Here is a 21,412-nt window from a genome sequence, read left to right as displayed (position 1 = left end):
CTGCGGTTCAAGGCCTACCCCTCGCCTACGCCCCCACCTCCCGGCGTGTCACCAACGTCATGACCCACAACACCTAGACCTCGTGACGGACACTGACACCGCCGAGGCTCGCCGGTGGGTCACCGCCGTCGTCGATACCCGAGATCACGCGGTGGGGTCCGGGCAGGACGCGTTGGACGCGGCAAGGCGGCGGAGCGCCCTCGCCGTCGAGAAGACCAGTGACCTGCGGGGTCGGGCGCTCGACGCCGGTGCCGACGGGGTGGTGCGCGCGAGCGAGGCGACGAGCAGGCTCCTCGGAGGCCTCGCCGACCGGGCGCGCCGCCGGAAGAGGGTCGATGACGAAGGGCGGGTCGACTGAAGCGTAGGTGGTATCGCGGGGCCTACCACTGGGCTGCCGCTCCTTCTCGGAGGTGAGGTCGAGCTGCCGGGGTATCCCACGTGCTCGACGAGGTGATCGCGTCCGCGGACCTAGTCCTGGACGTGGCTGTGTATGGACGTGGACGGAATTCTGCTGTTCGTGCATGACTCACATGAGCGTTTCCCGTCGCACCATCCGCACCTCCCTCACGCCGTCCTCCGCTTTCATCCCCCCGTCCGGCGCGAAGCCCTGTCTCGCGTAGAACGCCTGCGCGCGCGGGTTGGGGTCGGCGACCCAGAGTCCGGCCGAGCCGCCGATCGGGAGGACAGCCTCCATCAGGCGGCGTCCGGCCCCGCTCCCGTAGAACGCCTCGAGCAGGTACAGCACGTAGAGCTGCGCGTCCCATGTCACGTCGGGCTCGGTGGCAGGTCCGGCGAGCGCGATGCCGACCACGTCGCCGTCGGTCTCCGCGACGGCGGCCCGGAACGAGGCATACCGCTCGTCGATGAGCACGCTCTGCCAGAACCGGCGACGCGTCGACAGGAGGTCGGGGTCGTCCAGCACTGCGTCGCGCATCAGCCCCCGATAGGTCTGCCGCCAGGACTCAACGTGGACCCCCGCCATCGCGTCGGCGTCGTCGGCGTGCGCAGGGCGGATGCTCAGAAGTGAGGGCACTGGCTCAGAGTAGAGGGATGGGAGCGCCTGCTCGCCCCGTGGGACAGCGGTCCGGGGTACGTGATCGAGGGTGCGGCAGTGGAGTCCGGAAGCCTGGTCAGCCGGTCACCCGCGCTTGCGCAGTGTGGCGTTCCAGCCAGGAACTCGGCGGTCGAGCGTGGCGGTGCGCTCGGGAGACAGTGAGCCCTTTCTGCCGTCGCTCTTGCGGTTGGCCAACCAGGTGCCAAGCGACCGCTCTTCAGGTGGCGCGGTCGTGGACGAAGCTCCTGCCGGCCAACGCTCCTGCCTGGCGACGAAGTCGGCGAGCTCGTCGACCATCGCCTCAAAGTCCTTGCGGACCTTCAAGGGGCGGTCCCAGTTCGGGAGCAGGGTGTCCAGGAGAAGCTGGCGCTGGCTGTTCCACAGCATCGACGATCTCTTCTCGGGGGCTCGGCGATACGAAGTCGCAGCAGTGCGTGCGGCATTGACGAACTTTCCCAACATCAGCTCTTCTTCGGACGCACCTTCACGTTCGCTGGGAAGCCGACCGTTCTCCCTCGCCCAACTAGCGGTTGCCGCGGCGCTGTCCTCGAAGGAGTCCGTCTTGCGCATGACGTCCCAACCGGGTGCGACTCGATCCAGATAGGCCTTGCGTTCGTCGGTGAACGACCCGACGCCCACGCCGCGTCCGTGTCGGTACTGTCGCTGGTTGGCGAGCCATTCCGCAAGGAGCACGGCGGTTGCGTCCGCGTCGGACTTCTTCGGGAAGCGCCGTTCTCGTGCGACGAAGGCAGCGACGGCATCGGCGCGCACAAAGAACCCGGCGTCTCCACGCAAGCCCTTGAGATCAAGGGCTTGGAGTGTGTGATCGGGATGGTGCACAGCGCTGTCGGCATGATCGCCCATGCGTGATCTTCTTTCTTCCGTTGTGGCGCGAGGTATGAGCTGGCCAGCGCGCTCGTCCGTTGCAGACGTCGCGGCCGGGCTACGGTGTCCGAGAGCTTCCCGTGAGGTCTCGCGATGGGTAGGTGCGCCGGTGGTAGGCCGTGCGTCGGTCTGTCACAGGTCTGTGCCGAGTGTCCGGGGGCCCGACGCCGCAGGCCGCGCTCCGTCGTCGGGCACCGCAGGGACGTCGCGCCTGCGGCCGCGCGGCCCACGGGCCTACCCGATCCCGAACTCCCGCCGCAGCATCTCGCCGAGCATCCCCGGCACGTCGACCGCCCCGGGGTGCAGGGCGTCGTAGACCTGGAGCCCTTCCCAGGTGGAGATGACGAGCCCGGCGCGCTCCTCGGGCGAAGCCCCCGTGTCCGCCAGTGCACCGCGTTCACGCTGCGACCGGATCATCCCGCCGATGACCCCGACGAGGACCTGGTGCCGCTGCTGCAGCACCGCCCGCGCGGGGTGCCCTTCGGTGCCGGCCTCGGCCGAGAGGGTCGAGAGAAGCTGGACCAGCCCGGGCGCTGATCGGTTGCGCTCGGCGACGTGGACGAACCCGTCGACGAGGTCCTCGGGGGCGAAGTTCGTGGGCATCTGGGGCGGCGCGTGCTGCGCGTCGTGCCATTCGATGACGGCGAGGAGCAGCGCGGTCTTGTTGCCGAAGTGGTGCAGGAGGGTCGAGTGGTCGACCCCGGCCTCGCGGGCGATGCCGCGCAGGGAGGCCCCGTAGAACCCCTTCTGGGCAAAGGCTTCGGCCGCGCGGGTGACGATCGACTGCTTGGTCGCGCGCCCGGTGGCGTACCCCTCGGGCCGCCCTGCGGTGGCTGCTTGCTGCGTGGTCACGGTGCATCCTCTCCCAGGTCAGAGGCTACCGCCTCCTGGAATTCCACCACCTGGTGGAGATTGGGCTAGCATGTGGCCGTGCTCACTCCTGATGCCCGACGACGTGCCCGTGGCGAGATGACCCTCATCGAGAAGGCCTCGCTCACCTCCGGGGCGAACTTCTGGAACACCAAGCCGGTGGACCGGCTCGGCGTCCCCTCGATCATGCTCACCGACGGCCCGCACGGTCTGCGCAAGCAGGGCGGGGCGGCGGACCACCTCGGCCTCAACGCCAGCCTGCCCGCGACGTGCTTCCCGACCGCGGCCACGCTCGCCAACAGCTGGGACCCGGGCCTCGTGGAGCGCGTGGGCGAGGCCCTCGGCGCCGAGGCCGCCGCGGAGGACGTCAGCGTCCTGCTCGGCCCCGGCCTCAACATCAAGCGCAACCCGCTCGCGGGCCGCAACTTCGAGTACTTCTCCGAGGACCCGCTGCTCGCGGGCATGCTGGCGGCCGCCCAGATCCGCGGCATCCAGTCCCACGGCGTGGCCGCGAGCGCCAAGCACTTCGCGGTGAACAGCCAGGAGACGCACCGCATGACGATGGACGAGGTCGTCGACGAGCGCGCGCTGCACGAGACCTACCTCGAGGCGTTTCGGATCGCGGTCACCGAGGGCCGGCCGTGGACCGTCATGAGCTCGTACAACAAGGTCAACGGGACCTACGCGAACGAGCACCGCGAGCTCCTCGATGAGATCCTGCGCGAGCGGTGGGGCTTCGACGGCCTGGTCGTGACCGACTGGGGCGGCAACAACGACCGCGTCGCCGGCCTGGTCGCGGGCAACGCGCTCGAGATGCCCTCGACCGACGGGGTGACGGACGCCGAGGTCGTGCGCGCGGTCGAGGAGGGGCGCCTCGACGAGGCGGTCCTCGACGCCCGCGTCGACGAGCTGCTCACGCTGATCTCGCGCACGGAGCGCGCCCGGGCGCAGGGCCCCCGCACGCCCGACGGCGCCGCACCGGTCGACCTCGACGCGCACCACGCGCTCGCGGTCGAGGCTGCGCAGCGCTCGGTCGTCCTGCTGCGCAACGTGCGCGGGACCCTGCCGCTCGGGTCGCACTCGGGTCGCGTCGCGGTGATCGGCGACTTCGCGGCGTCCCCGCGCTACCAGGGCGCGGGCAGCTCGCTGGTCAACCCGACCCGGTTGGACGTGCCGCTCGACGCGTTGCGCGACAGCGGCCTGGAGATCGTCGGGTACGAGCCCGGCTACGCGCGCCGCGACGGGGGTCGGGGCGCGTGGGACTCGCCGTCGTCGGTTCGGCGCCGACGCAAGGCGGTCCGGCTCGCCGAGCGCGCCGACGTCGTGCTGCTGTTCCTCGGCCTGGACGAGTCCGCCGAGGCCGAGGGGGTCGACCGGACGCACATGCGCCTCGCGCGCAACCAGCTCGCCCTCACGCGCGAGCTGACGGCGCTCGGGGTCCCGGTCGTGGTCGTCCTGGCCGGGGGCGCACCTGTCGAGCTGCCGTTCGCCGAGCACGTCGACGCGATCGTGCACGGCTACCTCGGTGGCCAGGGTGGCGGGCAGGCGGTCGCCGACGTGCTGACCGGCGTGGTCAACCCTGCCGGTCGCCTCGCCGAGACGTACCCGCTGCGCTACGCGGACGTGCCGTCGTCGGCGACGTTCGGGCGGACCGAGGCGACGTCCGAGCACCGCGAGAGCATCTACGTCGGCTACCGGTACGCCGACAAGGTCGGCCTGCCGGTCCGCTACCCGTTCGGGCACGGGCTGAGCTACACCACGTTCGCGTACAGCGACCTGATGGCCGGCCGGGAGCAGGTCACCGTCACGGTCACCAACACCGGGGACCGTGCAGGGACCGAGACCGTGCAGGTCTACGTCGAGGCGCCGGGTGCCGCCGAGGGCGCGTTCCGCGCGCCCCGCGAGCTCGCGGGCTTCGCGAAGGTCACGCTCGACGTGGGGGAGAGCGCGACCGTGACGGTCTACCTGGCCGAGCACGCGTTCCACGCCTACGACACGAGCAGCCACCGGTGGCGCACCGTGCCCGGCACGTACACCGTCCTGGTGGGGGCGTCGTCGCGGGACGTCCGTCTGTCCGCGCCCGTCGAGGTCGACGGCGAGCCCTGGGCGATCGAGGCCGGTGAGCTGCCGCACTACGTCAGCGGGCAGGTGGACCGTGTCCCGGACGCCGAGTTCGCCGCGCTCCTGGGGCGGACGCCCCCGGCGCAGGACTGGCCCGTCGGGCGACCGCTCACGCGAGCCGACATCGTCGCGCAGGCGCGTGGCCGGGGCGGGTTCGGCGGCCTGCTGGTCGGGCTCATCGACGCGAGCGGCCACCTCCTCATGGCGCTGGGGCGACCCCATGCGGCGAACAACACTCGTTTCGTCCTCGACCTGCCGTTCCGGTCGGCGTCGCGGATGAGCGCAGGCAAGGTCGACGAGGCGATGCTCGACGGCTTGCTGCTGATGGTCAACGGCCGGTTCTGGAGCGGCGTGCGCCGCCTGGTCCCGGCATGGCGTGCCCACGCGATGGCCGCGCGGGCTCCGAAGAAGGACTGAGAAGGAATGGCGACACGCACAGAGATCAAGCGGGACGCGGTCGCGCGCGCACAGGAGCTGCGCGCGGCCCGGCGGACCCGGCGCGCCGAGCTGAGGGCGATGGCGCCGCAGGACCGCAAGGAAGCCAAGGCGGCCGACAAGCGCGCTGCCCGGGAGGCACGGAAGTCCGAGAAGGCCGAGCGCACCGCAGCGCGCGCCGGGATGACCCGGGCCGAGCGCCGGGAGGACAGGCGCCGGGCACGCATCAACCGCAAGGTCGAGCACCGTCCACGACGCGCGGTCGGGTGGGGCGTCACGGCCGTGGCCGTGGTCGCGATCGGGGCGCTGGTCGCACCGTTCGCGTCCTCGTTCGGGCGCCTCATGTCGATCGAGTACGACTCCTCCACGGCTGAGGGCAAGGCGGCGCGGGCGCACGCGGCCCAGGTGTCGGAGGACATCTCCGACGAGGGCATCGTCCTGCTCAAGAACGAGGGCGACGTCCTGCCGCTGACGGACGACACCCTCAACGTCTTCAGCTTCGCGTCGTTCAACCTCATCCTCGGGGGCGGCGGGTCCGGCGGCAGCAACCAGTCGCAGGCCGTGACCTTCTACGACGCGCTCGCCGACCAGGGGATCGCGGTCAACCCCGAGCTCAAGGCGACCATGGAGGAGGCGGGCGCCACGACCGAGACGGGCGGCGGCAACGGCCTCCTGCAGATCGCGAGCTCCATGCTGAGCCCGGCCGAGGGCGAGCCCGCCCCCGACTACCTCACCGACGACGTCATGGCCCAGGCCGCCGAGTACTCCGGGACCGCGCTCGTCGTCATCGGCAACGACGGTGTCGAGGGGTCGGACATGACCCCCGAGCAGCTGCGCCTGACCGACGAGCAGCGCGAGCTGTTCGACGTCGTCACCGGGACGTTCGACGACGTCGTGGTCGTGGTGAACTCCGGCAACCAGATGGAGCTCGGCTCCCTCGACGACTACCCGCAGATCAAGTCCGCGGTGTGGATCGGCACGCCCGGTCCCCGCGGCGCGGTCTCGCTCGCCAAGGTGCTGGCCGGTGAGGTGAACCCGTCCGGGCGCCTGACCGACACGTACGCCTACGACGTGACGAGCGCCCCGGCGATCGCCAACGTCGGTGACTTCGACTACGCCGACGTCAAGCGCTCCTACCTCGACTACGAGGAGAGCATCTACGTCGGCTACCGCTACTACGAGACGCGGTACGCGGGCGACGAGGCGGGCTACGCGCAGGCCGTCCAGTTCCCGTTCGGGCACGGCCTGAGCTACACCACGTTCCAGCACGAGGCCTCCGGGCCCCGGGTCGACGCCGAGACCGCGAGCATCGACGTCACCGTGACCAACACGGGAGACGTCGCGGGCAAGGACGTCGTGCAGGTGTACTTCTCCGCGCCCTGGACCCCGGGCGGCATCGAGAAGTCCGCGATCGAGCTCGCGGGGTACGCCAAGACCGGGATGCTCGAGCCCGGCCGGTCCGAGACCGTGACCGTCACGTTCGACGTGCGCGACATGGCCTCCTGGGACACCGAGGGCCACGGCGCGTACCTGCTCGAGGCCGGGACCTACCAGATCTCGGTGCGCACCGACGTCCACACCCCGGTCGCGTCCTTCGACCACGTCGTGGCCGAGGACGTCGTCTACGACACCGACGCCGACACGGGCGCCGAGCTGACCAACCGTTTCGACTACGTCGAGGGCGACCTCACGTACCTCTCGCGCGACGACTGGGAGGGCACGTTCCCGCGGGCGCCCGAGGCAGGAGCGACGGCCTCGGACGAGCTGCTCGCGCGCATGGACCCGGAGATCGAGCCGGCTGCGGGCGAGGCCCCGACCTACGGGGCCGACAACGGCCTGGTCCTGGCCGACCTCGCGGGCCTCGACCGCGACGACCCGCAGTGGGAGGAGTTCCTCGACCAGCTCACGCTCGACGAGCAGATCGACCTCTTCGCCAAGGGCGCGTACCGCACGCACGAGGTCGAGCGGCTCGGCATCCCCGCCATGGACCTGCTCGACGGTCCGGCCGGCCTGAACTCCCTGTTCAGCTCGCTCGAGGCAGCCGCCTACCCGACGCAGATCGTCGTGGCCTCGACGTGGAACGACGAGCTCGCGTACGCGCTGGGCGAGTCCGTGGGCACCGAGGCGAACGCCTACGGGATCGAGGGCTGGTACGCCCCGGGCATGAACCTGCACCGCTCGGCCCTGGGCGGGCGTGACTTCGAGTACTTCTCGGAGGACCCGTACCTGTCGGGCACGATGTCCGCCGCGATGGTCTCCGGCGCGGAGAGCAAGGGCGTCCTGACCTTCATGAAGCACTTCGCGCTCAACGAGCAGGAGGTCAACGCCCGCACGGGCGTGAACGTGTTCGTCGACGAGCAGGCCCTGCGCGAGCTGTACCTCAAGCCGTTCGAGATCACGGTCAAGGAGGCCGACCCGACCGGCGCGATGAGCTCGTTCATCAACATGGGCGGCGTGTGGGCCGGTGCCAACGAGCAGCTCCTGCAGGACGTGCTCCGCGGCGAGTGGGGCTTCGAGGGCGTCGTCTCGACCGACGCGGTGCTCGGCTCCTGGATGGATCCTGGTCTCGCGGCCCGCTACGGCAACGACCTCATGCTCGCGATGCTGCCGGGGTCCGACAAGGCGACGAAGGCCGCTGTCGAGGAGGACCCGGTGGGGGTGGGCAACGCCCTGCGGGACCGCGTCCACACGGTCCTCTACACCACGCTGCAGACGAACCTGTTCGACTGACGCGGTCCGCGAGGCGGAGGGCGAGCGTCGAAGGAGAGGCCTCCGGGCCCCTCCCTCGGAAGCAGCCCTCCGCCTCGCGGCGTCTTCTACCTCGCGGCGTCTCCGGAGGGCAGCACCTCGACGGCCACGAGCGCGATGTCGTCCTCGCTCGCCTGGGGGACCAGGCGTGCGAGCAGGGCGTCGACGAGGCCCTCGCGGGACGACCGCGCGATCTCCTCGACGACGAGCGGAAACCGCCGGAGCGCGTCCCGCAGGCGTTCCCCGCGCCGCTCGATCAGGCCGTCGGTGTACAGGAGCAGGACGTCGCCCGGGTGCAGGAGGGCCGTGTGGTCGGAGCGGCGGGAGTCGGTGCCGACGCCGAGCAGGCGGTCGTTGTGGCGCTCCAGCAGCTCGGCGTGGCCGTCTGCCCGGAGCAGGACGGGCGGGAGGTGCCCTGCGCAGGCCCAGGTGAGCTCGCGGTCGCCCGCCGGCCCCGCGCGCCCGATCCGTGCCGCGGCGACCGTGGCCACGGCCGCGACCCGCAGGCCCTTGGTGGTGCGCTCGGTCCGGTCGAGGATCGCTGCCGGCGACTCGTCGGAGTCGTAGGCGATGCCGCGCATCACCCCCCGGAGCTGGCCCATGGTGGCAGCGGCGGACACGTCGTGCCCGACGACGTCGCCGACCACGACGAACGCGCACCCGCACGACAGCTCGAACGCGTCGTACCAGTCGCCCCCGACGTGGATCTCGCGCGAAGCGGGCCGGTAGCGGACGTCGATGCGCAGGCCGTCGGGCTGCACGGGCGGGGTGAGGATCGAGTCCTGGAGCTGCAGGGCGGCCCGCCGCTCGCGGTCGAGGCTCTCCTGGAACCGGCCGACGGTCGACCCCAGGTGCAGGGCGTGGTCGACCACGGCGGTGCCCCAGCCGACGTGGTCGTCGGCCGCCGCCTGCTGCGAGCAGTGCACGATGTCCGTGACGTCCTCGGCGCGGTGCACCAGGGCGGAGACCCGGCCGCTCGCGTCGAAGACGGGGATGTTCGTCATGAGCCAGTGCCGCTCGACCCACGTCCCGGGGAGGTCTCCCGGGACGTCGATGCGCAGGGGTTCGAGCAGGTCGATCCGACCGGTCTGCAGCACGTGGCGCAGCGACGCGACGACGCGGTCGACCCGGCCCTCGTCGTCGGGGTTGAAGGTGAAGCCGTCGTTGAGCGGACGCCCGACGAGCGAGGTCGCGGGCAGCCCGAGCATCTCGAGGTAGGCGTCGTTGACGTCGAGCACGGTCAGGTCCGGCGCCAGCAGGACCTTGGGCGCGGAGAGGGCCGCGAAGACGGCCCGGTAGTCGGGCGCCACCAGCGTCGTCTGCGGGTCGCGGTCGCGGGGGCGTCTCGGGCTCGTGGCGGACCGCCGGGCGGGCGGGGGCCGATCGTTCGTCACGCCGTTCGCCTTGTCCGCCATAGGATCGCCTCTCCCCGGAGCCCCTGCCTCCAGCATGGCCGAGTGGGCGCGATCCCGCAGGAGCGCGCGCCGGGCGGGGCTCGCCGGGATGCCCGACGGCGGAGCGCACCTCCCGGGAGACGCGCTCCGCCGTCGGGCACCGGGGGGCGTCAGCTCACGTTGTCCGTGTAGTCCACGTCCTTGGTCTCCTTGCTCAGCAGCAGCGCGACGAGCGTGAGGACGGACATGGCCGACAGGTAGACCCCGACCAGGACGGGGGAGCCGTCGGCCCGCTCCCAGAGCGCGACCGCGATGAACGGCGCGACGGCCGCGCCCAGGATCGACGACAGGTTGTAGGCGATCGCCGAGCCGGTGTAGCGGACGTTGGCGGGGAAGAGCTCGGGCAGGATCGCGGCCATGGGCCCGAACGTCAGGCCCATGAGCGTGAACCCCACGACCAGGAGCGCCATGACCCCGACCGTGCCCCCCGCGAACAACGGCACGAACAGGGCGCCGAACGCGATGATCGCGACCGTCGTCCACACGAGGTGCTTGCGGCGGCCGAACCTCTCGGCCAGCGGCCCGGACACGAGCGTGAAGATCCCGAAGAACACGACGCCGACGATGAGCATCACGAGGAAGTCCGTGCGCTCGTACCCGAGGCCGGGGGCGCCCTCGGCCGCGGGGTCGGAGGACGCCGTGCCGAACGTCAGCGTGAACGTCGTCATGAGGTAGAACAGCACGTACGTCGCGAGCATGATGAACGTGCCGAGCACGATCTGGCGCCACGAGCTGCGGAAGACCTGCGCCACGGGGAGCTTGGCGACCGAGCCGGTCTCGACGACCTTCTGGAACGCGGGCGTCTCGACGAGACGCAGCCGCACCCACAGGCCCACGACCACGAGGAGCGCGCTCGCGAGGAACGGCACGCGCCAGCCCCACGCCGCGAACTGGGCGTCGGTCAGCGTCTCGGCGAGGACCAGGAACGTCGTGTTGGCGAGGATGAAGCCGATCGGGGCGCCGAGCTGGGGGAACGTGCCCCAGACGGCGCGCTTGCCCGCAGGGGCGTTCTCGGTCGCGAGCAGGGCCGCACCGCTCCACTCGCCGCCCAGCCCGAGGCCCTGGCAGAACCGCATGAGGACGAGCAGCGCGGGCGCGAGCACGGACCAGCCGGGGGTGCTCGACGGCGGCAGGAGGCTGATGAGGAACGTCGCGACGCCCATGGTCAGCAGCGAGGCGACGAGCGTGCCCTTGCGGCCGACGCGGTCGCCGTAGTGGCCGAACACGATGGACCCGAGGGGACGGGCGACGAACGCGACGCCGAACACGGCGAACGAGGCGAGGAGCTGGGACGTGCCGCCGTCGAGCGCGGAGAAGAAGACGGCCGGGAAGACGAGGACCGCGGCGGTCGCGTAGACGTAGAAGTCGTAGAACTCGATCGAGGTGCCGATGAGGCTCGCGAAGATCACGCGCCCCTTGCTGTTGGCGGGCGCGTCGGGACCGGCCGGCGTCGCGTCGGGCTCGGCGGTCGAGTGTGGTGCCGTTGTGGTCACGGGAGGGCTCCTGGTGCGGGGGTCGGGAAGCAGCGGGGAGGGCTCTCTGCGCGAGGGACCTACCACCCGGTAACTTCGTGTCCACGGTAAGGACCTGGACCACATGGCGAGGCGGCCGTCTCGCGATGTGATCACGGCAGCCGGGGCGCAAGGCATGATGGGAGGACGACCCCCACCTGAAGGAGAACCATGCCCCTGCCCACCCAGCCGACCCTGGACTTCGTCACCGGGCTCCCCAAGGCCGAGCTCCACCTGCACCTCGAGGGCACCCTCGAGCCGGACCTCAAGCTGCGCCTCGCGGAGCGCAACGGCGTCGACATCGGCCAGAGCACGGTCGAGGACGTCCAGGCGACGTACCGGTTCACCGACCTCACGAGCTTCCTCGCGGTGTACTACCCGGCCATGGACGTCCTGCAGACCGAGGACGACTTCTTCGAGCTGGCCCACGCGTACCTCCTGCGCGCGGCAGCGAACGGCGTCAAGCACGCGGAGATGTTCTTCGACCCGCAGGCGCACACGGCACGCGGCGTCCCGTTCGAGGCCGTCGTCAAGGGCTACCACCGGGCCGCAGCGGCCGCGGCCGACTTCGGCGTCGACGCCGACCTGATCATGTGCTTCCTGCGCGACCTGTCGGCCGAGAGCGCCGCCGAGACGCTCGAGGCGTCGGTGCCGTTCAAGGACCTGATCCTGGGCGTCGGCCTCGACTCCGACGAGCGCGGCAACCCGCCCGAGAAGTTCGCGGGCGTCTTCGCCCGGGCGCGCGACCTCGGCTACCGCCTGACGATGCACTGCGACATCGACCAGGTCGGCAGCATCGACAACATCCGCACCGTCCTGGAGACGATCGGTGTCGACCGCATCGACCACGGCACCAACATCGTCGAGGACCCCGCGCTCGTCGCGGAGGTCAAGGCCCGCGGGATCGGCCTGACGAGCTGCCCCGTGTCCAACAGCTTCGTGACGGACGACATGAAGGCCGCAGAGGTCGCCCAGCTCCTGCGCGACGGCGTCAAGATCACGATCAACTCCGACGACCCGGCCTACTTCGGCGGGTACGTGGCCGACAACTACGCGGCCGTCGCCGCCAAGGCCGGCCTCACGCCCGAGGAGGTCGTGACGCTCGCGAAGAACTCGTTCGAGGCGTCCTGGATCGACGAGGACCGTCGCGCGGCCTACCTCGCGGAGATCGACCGCTACGTCGAGCAGTACGAGCCGACCGAGGCCTGACCGGCCGCAGGTGCCCGACGGCGGAGCGCGCATCGTGCGCGGACCGCACCGACGCCGTCGGGCACCCCGGGCGGGCCGGGCACCCGCCGCGGTGCCCGGCAGCGCCCGGTGTCGCAGAGCACCGCCCGGTGGGTGAATAATCTTCCGATGCCCTGCGTTGGGGACGGGGAGCGCTGCGCCGGGACACGGCGCGACGTGCGCCGACAGGGGCGGCGCACGGACTGACTCGATCAGTTGTCCATCAGTTGTCCATCAGATGCCCTCGGACATCCGTCCGAACGGGCATCGAACCGACCGACGAGAGCTAGGCGACGACGACCACATGAACGATCTGCTGTACGTCAACGGCGGCACCCCGCTCAACGGGACCATCACCGTGCGGGGGGCGAAGAACTTCGTCTCCAAGGCGATGGTGGCCTCCCTGCTCGGCGAAGGACCGAGCGTGCTGCGCAACGTGCCCCAGATCCGCGACGTCGGCGTCGTGACGGGGCTCCTCGAGCTGCACGGCGTCAAGGTCGTCGCGGACGAGGTCGCAGGCACGCTGCACCTGGACCCGACCGACGTCGAGTCGGCGCACGTCGCGGACATCGACGCGCACGCCGGGTCGAGCCGCATCCCGATCCTCTTCTGCGGGCCGCTGCTGCACCGCCTGGGCGAGGCCTTCATCCCCGACCTGGGCGGGTGCCGGATCGGCGACCGCCCCATCAACTACCACCTCGACATCCTGCGCCAGTTCGGCGCCGTGGTGGACAAGCGCGAGCAGGGCATCCACATCCGCGCCCCGCGGCGCCTCCAGGGCACCAAGATCTCCCTGCCCTACCCGAGCGTCGGCGCGACCGAGCAGGTCCTGCTCACCGCGGTGCGCGCCGAGGGCATCACCGAGCTCTCGGGCGCCGCGATCGAGCCCGAGATCATGGACCTCATCGCCGTCCTGCAGAAGATGGGCGCGATCATCTCGGTCGACACCGACCGCGTGATCCGCATCGAGGGCGTCGACAAGCTCATGGGCTACCAGCACACCGCGCTGGGCGACCGCATCGAAGCGGCCTCCTGGGGGTCGGCGGCCCTCGCGACGGGCGGCGACATCACCGTCAAGGGCGCGACCCAGCCGGAGATGATGACGTTCCTCAACACCTTCCGCAAGGTCGGCGGCGAGTTCGAGGTCCAGGAGGACGGCATCCGGTTCTACCACCCGGGCGGCGACCTCAACGCGATCGTGCTCGAGACGGCCGTGCACCCGGGCTTCATGACGGACTGGCAGCAGCCCCTCGTCGTCGCGCTCACGCAGGCCAAGGGCCTGTCGATCGTGCACGAGACGGTCTACGAGAACCGCCTCGGGTTCACCGACGCGCTGCGCGGCATGGGCGCGACCATCCAGGTCTACAAGGAGTGCCTGGGTGGGCTGCCGTGCCGGTTCGGGCAGCGCAACTTCCACCACTCGGCCGTCATCTCCGGCCCCACGCCGCTGTCCGCCGCGGACATCGAGGTCCCCGACCTGCGCGGCGGGTTCAGCCACCTCATCGCGGCGCTCGCGGCCAAGGGCACCTCGACCGTGCGCGGCATCGGCCTGATCGACCGTGGCTACGAGTACTTCCAGGACAAGCTCGACGCGCTGGGCGCGGACGTCAGCCGAGGCTGACCCGGACCCGCGCCCGTCGGCGTCCTGCGGGGGGCGCCCCTGCGGGGGGCGCCCCCTGCGGGTCCCGCCCGGCCGGACCGGGTGGACGGTCCCGCGTGACAAACGTCATCGCGCAACGGTGACGAACCCGACGGAACGGGTGACGGGGTGCACTGCCCGGACCGCCCCGCGGCCAGCAGGCTGGAGGCATGGACAACGACACCTTCAGCAGCGGCCGCCCGGGCCGCGACCTCCCCGGGGACGAGCTCGTCATCGACGTGCAGGGCCTGCGCCGCCGCTACACGAGCAGTGCGCGCGGCAGCACGGGGTTCGAGGCCGTCGCGGGCGTCGACCTGCAGGTCCGGCGCGGCGAGCTCTTCGCGCTGCTCGGCACCAACGGCGCGGGCAAGACCTCGCTCCTGGAGGTCGTCGAGGGGCTGGCCCGCCCGACGGGCGGCACGGTCCAGGTCTTCGGCAAGGACCCCTACCGGCAGCGCGCCCAGGTCCGGCCCCGCATCGGGATCATGCTCCAGGAGGCCGGATTCCCCTCGGACCTGACCGCGGTCGAGACCGCGCGCATGTGGGCCGGCACGCTCGCCGCCCCGCGCCCCGTCGAGGAGGCGCTCGACCTGGTCGCGCTGCGCGGCCGCGCGGACGTCACGGTGAGCTCGCTCTCCGGAGGGGAGCGACGCCGTCTGGACCTCGCCCTGGCGCTCCTCGGACGCCCCGAGGTGCTCTTCCTCGACGAGCCGACCACGGGACTGGACCCCGAGAGCCGCCGCTCGGCCTGGGACCTGGTCCGCGGGCTGCTCGACGACGGCACGACGGTCGTCCTGACGACGCACTACCTGGAGGAGGCCGAGCGCCTCGCTGACCGCCTCGCGATCATGCACGGCGGACGGATCGTGCAGGAGGGGACCGTCGCCGAGATCGTCGAGGCGGAGCCCGCGCACGTCTACGTCGACGAGGCGAGCGTCCGGCCCCACCTCGCGGACCTTCCGCTGCTGCCGGGCGAGCGGGTCGTGCAGGTCGAGGGCGGGACCCTCGCGATCGTGACGCGCGACCTCCAGCGCAGCCTCGCGGTGCTGCTCGCCTGGGCCACCGACCGGGACGTCACGTTCGGCCGCATCGAGGCCCGCCCGGCGTCGCTCGAGCAGGCCTTCCTCGCGATCGCCGACGGCCCGGGGGCCTCGCTCCCGGGCCAGTCGTCCACCATCGACCAGACGGAGCGTGCAGCATGACCACCCAGACCCAGACCCGTACCTCCCGCTCCTCGGGAGCGACCGCGACCCCCCGCTCCTCGACCGGCCTCGCGGGCTCGCTGCGCCGCACCGGCTCGCTCGTCCGGGCCGAGACGACGCTGCTCCTGCGCAACCGCACGGCCCTGTTCAACGGCGTGGCCCTCGCCCCGGCCATGGTCGCCCTCCTGCACTTCTCCGGCGCCTTCGAGGCGTTCGTGGGAGAGGGCGCCGGGACGTCGGTCGTCGGGGCCTTCGCGCTCACGAGCCTCATCTGCTTCGCGCTCATGTTCGTCGTCTACTACAACCTCGCGAGCGCCTACGTCGCCCGGCGCGAGGAGCTCGTGCTCAAGCGCCTGCGGACCGGTCAGTGCTCGGACGCCGAGATCCTGGCCGGAGCCGCGACCCCCGCGGTCGTGACGATGCTCGCCCAGCTCGTCCTGGGCGGGGTCGCGATCGCGGTGTGGATCGGGCTCGACGTCCCCGCGAACGTCCTGCTGCTGCTCGTCGCCGTGATCGGGGGGACGTTCGTGTTCGCGGCCCTCGCCGCCGCGAGCACCGCCTTCACGCGCACGCTCGAGTCCGCACAGCTCTCGACGCTGCCGATCATGGCCGGCGCGCTGCTCCTGTCCGGGACCACGCTGCCGCTCACGCTCCTCCCGGAGCGGGTCCAGACCCTCGCCGAGTACACGCCCCTGCACCCCGTGGCCGAGCTCCTGACGATCGGTCTCACGGGGCTCGGGCCCGACGGCGTCGCGGTCGGTCTGGGGGAGACGTTCGCCCTGGCCGCGCAGCCCCTCGCGGTCCTGCTCGCGTGGTGCGTGCTGGGCGCGTGGCTCGCGACCCGGTACATGCGGTGGGAGCCGCGCCGCTGACGTCCGCCCGGCGCGCCGGGTGCGCCCGGGATGGAGCGCCCGCATGAAAGGCTGGCCCCCGTGAGCCGGAACCCCCTCGTCGGCGCGTGGTCGCGCCGCTCCAACCCCGAACGGTTCGACACCTACACGCGCTGGTCGCTCTACGTGGTGGCGACGTTCGAGCTCTACGTGGTCCTCTGGATCGTGGGCGAGGCGCCGACGGGGAACCCGGCGCTGCTCGCCCCCCTCATCGGGCTGAGCATCGCGCACACGGCGTCCTGCGTCGTCGTGATCCGGTACGGGGTCACCCGGTTCCTCGGGGGCCCGCCCCCTCCCCGGTGGGCCCTCACCACCCTGGCGGTGCTCGCCGTCGCGACCAGCGTCGTCGGCACCGCGGCCTACCCCGAGGGCGACGGGTCGCTGTTCATGGGCAACACCCCCGTCCTGGTCGTGACCGCGACGCTCGGGTTCTCCGTCGCCGCGTGCGCTCCGCTCCTGACCTTCCGGTGGCTGGCGCTCGGGGCGCTCGGGGTCGCGCTGACCTCCGGGTCCGTCGCCTGGCTCGTCGCCCCGGTCCACGACGACACGGCCGTGGGCGCGGCGATCGGGCAGGGCATCGCCGTGGCCATCATGTGCGTCGGCGTGTTCGCGTCGTACCGCGTGTCCGTGTGGATGCTCGGGATCGTGTGGGAGCAGGAGCGCAACCGGGTCCTGCACGCGCGCCTGGCCGTCGCGGAGGAACGCCTGCGCTTCTCGCGCGACCTGCACGACGTGTTCGGCCGCACGCTCTCGGTCGTGGCCGTCAAGAGCGAGCTCGCCGCGGAGCTGGCCTCGCGCGGGCGCCCCGGGGCGGCCGAGCAGATGCTCGAGGTCCGCCAGATCGCGCAGGACTCGCTGCGGGAGGTCCGGGCCGTCGTCGCGGGCTACCGTGCCGCGGACCTCGCGGCAGAGCTCAGCGGCGCGCGCTCGGTCCTGCGGTCGGCCGACATCGAGACCACGATCGAGTCGTGCGGCGACGGCGAGGAGAGCTCGCTGCCCGAGACCACCCAGGAAGCCCTCGCGTGGGTCGTGCGCGAGGCCGTGACCAACGTCGTCCGGCACTCCCACGCGACGCGCTGCGAGATCACGCTGCGCGTCGCGCGCGGCGAGGCGGTCCTGACCGTGACCAACGACGGCGTCCCCGACCTCGACCGCACCACGACCAGCCCGGGCAGCCCCAGCGGTTCGGGGCTGATCGGGCTGGGCGAGCGCCTCGCCCAGACGGGCGGGCGCCTGGAGACGCACCTCGAACCACCCGCGTTCCGTCTCACGGCCAGCGTCCCGCTCCCGGGGGTCGGTAGCCTCGTCTCGCGCATGCCGCTCGTCTCCCGGGGCCGCGGCACCGGCGCGCCCAGCCCCGCCCAGGAAGGCCCCACCGCGTGATCCGCATCCTGCTCGCCGACGACGAGAACCTCATCCGCGACGCCCTGGCCACCCTGCTCTCGCTCGAGGAGGACCTCGAGGTCGTCGTCCAGGCCGCGTCGGGGACCGAGGCGCTCGCGGCCGCGCGCAAGCACACGCCCGACGTCGCGGTGCTCGACCTCCAGATGCCCGGCCTCGACGGGATCGAGGTCGCCCACGCCCTCGCGACCGAGGCGCCCGGCTGCCGGGTCGTCATGGTCACGAGCCACGGGCGCCCCGGCTACCTCAAGCGCGCGCTCGAGGCGGGGGTCCGGGCGTTCCTCCCCAAGACCGTCTCCTCGCGCGTCCTCGCCGACGTGGTGCGCCAGGTCCAGGCCGGCGGACGCTACGTGGACCCCGAGCTCGCCGCCGAGGCCATCGCGGCCGGGACCAGCCCCCTGACGCCCCGCGAGGCCGACGTCCTGGAGCTCGCCGCGGGAGGGGCGCCCGTCGAGGAGATCGCGTCCCGCGCCTCGCTGGCCCCGGGCACGGTCCGCAACTACCTGTCGTCGGCCGCGGCCAAGCTGGGCGCGACGAACCGCCACGAGGCCGTCCACCTCGCGCGCCGCCACGGCTGGATCTGAGGCCGCACCCGGGCGAGCGGCGCCGTCGGGCCCGACGACGGCACGCGGCCCGGTAGGCTCGGTGACCGTGCCGACAGCCCACCCAGACAGCCGCGCCTACCGCGCCGTCGCGCTCATCGTGCGACCCCTGATGTTCACGATCACCCGCCGTGACTGGCAGGGGGCGGAGAACATCCCCGCCACCGGCGGGTTCATCGCTGCGGGCAACCACATGTCGAACATCGACCCGCTGACGTTCGCCCACTTCCTCTACGACCACGGCCGGGCGCCCAAGATCCTCGCCAAGGCGTCGCTGTGGAAGATCCCCGGCCTGCGCTGGCTCCTGGACCGGACCGGGATGATCCCCGTGCAGCGCAACACCGCGGGGGCCGCGTCCTCGGTGAGCGCGGCCGTCGACCAGCTCGCGCTCGGCGAGTGCGTCGCGGTCTTCCCCGAGGGCACGCTGACGCGTGACCCGGACCTGTGGCCCATGGTCGGCAAGACCGGTGCCGCGCGCCTCGCGCTCGCGAGCCGCATGCCCGTGGTGCCCATCGCACAGTGGGGCATGCAGGACATCCTGCCGCGCTACAGCAAGCGGTTCCGGCCGTTCCCGCCCAAGAGGGTCTCCGTCCACGCCGGGCCGCCCGTCGACCTGTCGGACCTCTACGAGCGTCCGATCGACACCGTGACCCTGCGCGAGGCCACCGACCGCATCATGGACGCCATCACGGCCCTGCTCGAGGACATCCGCGGCGAGAAGGCCCCCGCCGTGCGCTTCGACGTGCGCAAGAACCCCGGCTCGGAGGAACGCAAGTGAACGACCAGCAGATCACCGCCACCGTCCTGGGCTCCGGGGCGTGGGGCACGACCTTCGCCGCGGTCCTGGCCGACGCGGGCTGCGAGGTGCGCCTCTGGGGACGCAACCCCGACGTCGCCGCCGACATCAGCTCGACGCGACGCAACACGGCCTACCTCCCCGACATCGAGCTGCCCGCGGGACTGACCGCCACGACCGACGCGGCGCAGGCCCTCGCGGGGGCGCAGCTCGTCGTGGTCGCGATCCCGTCGCAGAGCGCCCGCGCGACCCTCGCCCCCCTGCGCGAGCACCTCGCCGACGGCGTCGTCGCCGTCTCGCTCATGAAGGGCGTCGAGCTCAGCACCGACCGCCGCATGAGCGAGGTCGTCGCCGAGGTGTGGGGCCTGCCGCTCGACCGGGTGGCCGTGGTCTCCGGCCCCAACCTCGCCCGGGAGATCGCCGAGCACCAGCCGACCGCGACCGTCGTCTCGTCCTCGAACGAGGACACCGCGCGCTTCGTCGCCGCCGCCTGCTCGTCCTCGTACTTCCGCCCGTACACCAACTCGGACGTCGTGGGCGTCGAGCTCTGCGGGGCCGTGAAGAACGTCATCGCCCTCGCCGTGGGTATCGCCCAGGGGCGCGGGTTCGGCTACAACACGACCGCGACCGTCATCACGCGCGGCCTGGTCGAGATCACGCGCCTCGGGCTCGCGCTCGGCGCCGACGCCGAGACCTTCTCCGGGCTCGCCGGCATGGGAGACCTGGTCGCGACCTGCACGTCACCCCTGTCGCGCAACCACACGCTCGGCAAGCACATCGGCACGGGGATGAGCCTCGACCAGGCCATCGCCGCGACGGGCGGCACCGCCGAGGGCGTCAAGTCCTGCCGGTCGGTCCTCGAGCTCGCGCAGAAGGTGGGCGTCGACATGCCCATCACGGCCGGGGTCGTCGCCGTCCTGCACGAGGGCATGCCCGTCGACGACATGGCACGCGGGCTGCTGTCCCGCCCGCAGAAGTCCGAGGGCGTGACGTCGGGACGCTGAGTCCCGCCCACGCTGCCGGCTCGGCGCCCTCCCGGGGGCGCGGTGCCACGACCCGTCACGTGTCGTCGTTGCGGACCTCCACGACGACCCGCGTCGGGTCGGTCAGGGCGTAGACCCGGAACGGGCTGACCTCGTCCGTCCCGATGAAGGCTTGCGTGTTCCCCTCGAAGACCCCGCGGAGCACGACCTCCTCGACCTCGTCGGTCTCCGCGACCCGCAGCGGGTTGGGGCCCGCGTACTCGGCGACCCCCGTGTCCATGGGGTAGCCCGAGCCGGAGATCATGACCTGGAGGGTCCCGTCACCGTCGACGTCGATCACGTCCCCCTTGCCGTCCTCGATCGCCTCCGGGACGTACTCGACGCGCCAACCGGGCGTGCCGGTGCCACCGAGCTCGAACACCACGCGGTCGAACCCGTCGTGGCGACCGACGCGCACGTCGGTCACCGTCAGCGCCGCGCCGGCCGACGGCTCGGCCGTGTCCGGGTCCGTGTTCGCGGGGAAGGGCGGGACCGAGGTCGACCCGTCGTCGTCGGTGGTCCCGGACGGGGAGTCCGTCGCGCCCGCCGAGGGGGACGGCGCGGCCGACGTCGACGGGGAGGGGGACACCGTGGAGGGGCCCCCGCTCGTCGTCCCGTCGTCGCCGTCGGTGTCGCCCGCGCAGGCCGTGAGGGTGAGAAGTGCAGCCACGACCGCGGCGGAGAACGCTGCATGTCGGTGTCGTCGGGCCGTGCCGTACATCGGTTACCTCCTGGAGCCACGTCCCCGAGAGCCTCTCCCGGGTGACCTTCGAGCGTAGGCGGGCGAGGACACGGAAGCGTGGAGGCACGGTCTCGATCCGGGGGCGAGTTCCTCACGCGACGCGACCGGGGCGCCCGCGGTGACGAGGACCTTCGGGGTGGGCGCTGCCGGCTGCCTGCTCACCGGGCGTCGTCGCACGCACGCCGGAAGCTCCCTCGCAGGAGTGATGACAGCGGCTCCCACCCGACCTACCGTGGTCCCATGTCGTGGTTGAGCGGTGTCGGCGGGACCCTGTTCCTCATCGTCCTGATCGTGGTCGTCGCCGTGGTCGCGATCGAGCGCATGGTCAGCGGGCGCTCCAGGGAGCGGCAGCAGGGGGACGGGCGCGGTGCGGGCGAGAGCGCGGGGGCGGGCGCGTTCGGAGAGCTCGTCGACGTCTTCCAGCCCAACCGGGTCCACCTCACCGAGGAGAAGGAGCGCCAGCGGCTCGACATCGCCCAGGCGCCGTCCACCGCGCCCCCGATCGACGTCGACCTCGAGTCGGGGGTCGTCGTCTTCAGCGCGGACGTCTACGAGCAGCGGCCCGCCGGTCCGGGCGACCTCGACGGTCCTGACCGTCAGCGTCCCTGACCGTCTACGTCCCTGACCGACGGCCGGCCACCGCCCGGCGGCGGCCGGGACAGCCCCGGCGCGTCGCGCGCCCGGTCCCGGCTCGCCCCGACGCCGTGCTCGCGGGGTGAGCGGCGCCGTCGGGCCCGCTAGTTGTTGTGGGTCATGACGTTGGTGACACGCCGGGAGGTGGGGGCGTAGGCGAGGGGTAGGCCTTGAACCGCA

Annotated in this window: 17 protein-coding genes and 1 pseudogene; 12 read left to right on the top strand and 6 right to left on the bottom strand. The window is 72.2% G+C overall.

Features of this window, described 5'->3' with window-relative positions:
* Nucleotides 1–358 (top strand): annotated as a pseudogene (locus tag H9623_RS19705) (hypothetical protein); the annotation flags it as partial.
* Between the two features lie 168 nt (nt 359–526).
* Here H9623_RS19705 and H9623_RS18585 read toward each other — a convergent pair.
* The 3 genes from H9623_RS18585 to H9623_RS18575 all read right to left on the bottom strand — a co-directional run bounded on the left by H9623_RS18585 (nt 527) and on the right by H9623_RS18575 (nt 2,791).
* Entirely contained in the window at nt 527–1,033 is a 507-nt protein-coding gene (locus H9623_RS18585) for a GNAT family N-acetyltransferase (protein WP_321575548.1), read from the bottom strand.
* Nucleotides 1,034–1,138: 105 nt separating this feature from the next.
* On the bottom strand, nt 1,139–1,918 hold the full coding sequence (locus tag H9623_RS18580; protein WP_193721489.1) for a helicase associated domain-containing protein: 780 nt from the start codon (nt 1,916–1,918) through the stop codon (nt 1,139–1,141).
* Nucleotides 1,919–2,173: 255 nt separating this feature from the next.
* Nucleotides 2,174–2,791 carry a TetR/AcrR family transcriptional regulator gene (locus H9623_RS18575; protein ID WP_193721488.1) on the bottom strand — a complete coding sequence of 206 codons (618 nt, stop codon included), beginning with the start codon at nt 2,789–2,791 and terminating at the stop codon, nt 2,174–2,176.
* A 78-nt stretch (nt 2,792–2,869) separates the two neighbouring features.
* On the opposite strand from H9623_RS18575, the gene H9623_RS18570 reads away from it, so the two are divergent.
* The gene (locus H9623_RS18570) at nt 2,870–5,347 is read left to right on the top strand and encodes a glycoside hydrolase family 3 C-terminal domain-containing protein (protein WP_321575547.1); all 2,478 of its coding nucleotides are present in this window, start codon (nt 2,870–2,872) and stop codon (nt 5,345–5,347) included.
* Nucleotides 5,348–5,353: 6 nt separating this feature from the next.
* A complete protein-coding gene (locus H9623_RS18565) occupies nt 5,354–8,095 on the top strand; it encodes a glycoside hydrolase family 3 protein (protein WP_193721487.1) in 2,742 nt (913 codons plus the stop codon).
* An 86-nt stretch (nt 8,096–8,181) separates the two neighbouring features.
* Here the strand turns inward: H9623_RS18565 and H9623_RS18560 are convergent, their stop codons facing one another.
* Nucleotides 8,182–9,507: a PP2C family protein-serine/threonine phosphatase gene (locus H9623_RS18560; RefSeq protein ID WP_193721486.1), complete on the bottom strand. Its 1,326-nt coding sequence runs from the start codon at nt 9,505–9,507 to the stop codon at nt 8,182–8,184.
* A gap of 170 nt (nt 9,508–9,677) precedes the next feature.
* Entirely contained in the window at nt 9,678–11,060 is a 1,383-nt protein-coding gene (locus H9623_RS18555; RefSeq protein WP_407671987.1) for an MFS transporter, read from the bottom strand.
* Between the two features lie 189 nt (nt 11,061–11,249).
* Here H9623_RS18555 and add point away from each other — a divergent pair, with 189 nt between their 5' ends.
* The 8 genes from add (at nt 11,250) to H9623_RS18515 (ending at nt 19,839) form a co-directional block, all read left to right on the top strand.
* Entirely contained in the window at nt 11,250–12,287 is a 1,038-nt protein-coding gene (gene add, locus H9623_RS18550; protein ID WP_193721485.1) for an adenosine deaminase, read from the top strand.
* Nucleotides 12,288–12,609: 322 nt separating this feature from the next.
* A complete protein-coding gene (murA, locus tag H9623_RS18545; protein WP_193721484.1) occupies nt 12,610–13,926 on the top strand; it encodes a UDP-N-acetylglucosamine 1-carboxyvinyltransferase in 1,317 nt (438 codons plus the stop codon).
* Between the two features lie 188 nt (nt 13,927–14,114).
* The gene (locus H9623_RS18540) at nt 14,115–15,146 is read left to right on the top strand and encodes an ABC transporter ATP-binding protein (protein ID WP_193721483.1); all 1,032 of its coding nucleotides are present in this window, start codon (nt 14,115–14,117) and stop codon (nt 15,144–15,146) included.
* Nucleotides 15,143–16,018 (top strand): ABC transporter permease, encoded by an 876-nt coding sequence (locus H9623_RS18535; RefSeq protein ID WP_193721482.1) that lies wholly within the window; start codon nt 15,143–15,145, stop codon nt 16,016–16,018. The genes H9623_RS18540 and H9623_RS18535 overlap by 4 nt, the downstream gene beginning before the upstream one ends.
* Nucleotides 16,019–16,078: 60 nt before the next feature.
* The gene (locus H9623_RS20115) at nt 16,079–17,419 is read left to right on the top strand and encodes a sensor histidine kinase (protein ID WP_193721481.1); all 1,341 of its coding nucleotides are present in this window, start codon (nt 16,079–16,081) and stop codon (nt 17,417–17,419) included.
* Nucleotides 17,416–18,021, top strand: coding sequence for a response regulator (locus H9623_RS18525; RefSeq protein ID WP_193721480.1), 606 nt, complete (start codon nt 17,416–17,418; stop codon nt 18,019–18,021). The genes H9623_RS20115 and H9623_RS18525 overlap by 4 nt, the downstream gene beginning before the upstream one ends.
* Nucleotides 18,022–18,088: 67 nt before the next feature.
* A complete protein-coding gene (locus H9623_RS18520) occupies nt 18,089–18,817 on the top strand; it encodes a lysophospholipid acyltransferase family protein (RefSeq protein WP_321575546.1) in 729 nt (242 codons plus the stop codon).
* A complete protein-coding gene (locus H9623_RS18515) occupies nt 18,814–19,839 on the top strand; it encodes an NAD(P)H-dependent glycerol-3-phosphate dehydrogenase (protein ID WP_321575545.1) in 1,026 nt (341 codons plus the stop codon). The genes H9623_RS18520 and H9623_RS18515 overlap by 4 nt, the downstream gene beginning before the upstream one ends.
* 55 nt (nt 19,840–19,894) lie before the next feature.
* Here the strand turns inward: H9623_RS18515 and H9623_RS18510 are convergent, their stop codons facing one another.
* The gene (locus H9623_RS18510; protein WP_321575544.1) at nt 19,895–20,527 is read right to left on the bottom strand and encodes an AMIN-like domain-containing (lipo)protein; all 633 of its coding nucleotides are present in this window, start codon (nt 20,525–20,527) and stop codon (nt 19,895–19,897) included.
* A gap of 312 nt (nt 20,528–20,839) precedes the next feature.
* On the opposite strand from H9623_RS18510, the gene H9623_RS18505 reads away from it, so the two are divergent.
* The gene (locus H9623_RS18505) at nt 20,840–21,208 is read left to right on the top strand and encodes a DUF6191 domain-containing protein (protein ID WP_193721478.1); all 369 of its coding nucleotides are present in this window, start codon (nt 20,840–20,842) and stop codon (nt 21,206–21,208) included.
* Nucleotides 21,209–21,412: the final 204 nt, after the last annotated feature.

It is taken from the genome of Oerskovia douganii, assembly GCF_015142735.1.
In the GTDB taxonomy this organism is placed as follows: domain Bacteria; phylum Actinomycetota; class Actinomycetes; order Actinomycetales; family Cellulomonadaceae; genus Oerskovia; species Oerskovia douganii.
Note: the sequence above shows the minus strand (reverse complement) of the source record. Positions and strands in the feature narration are given on the sequence as shown.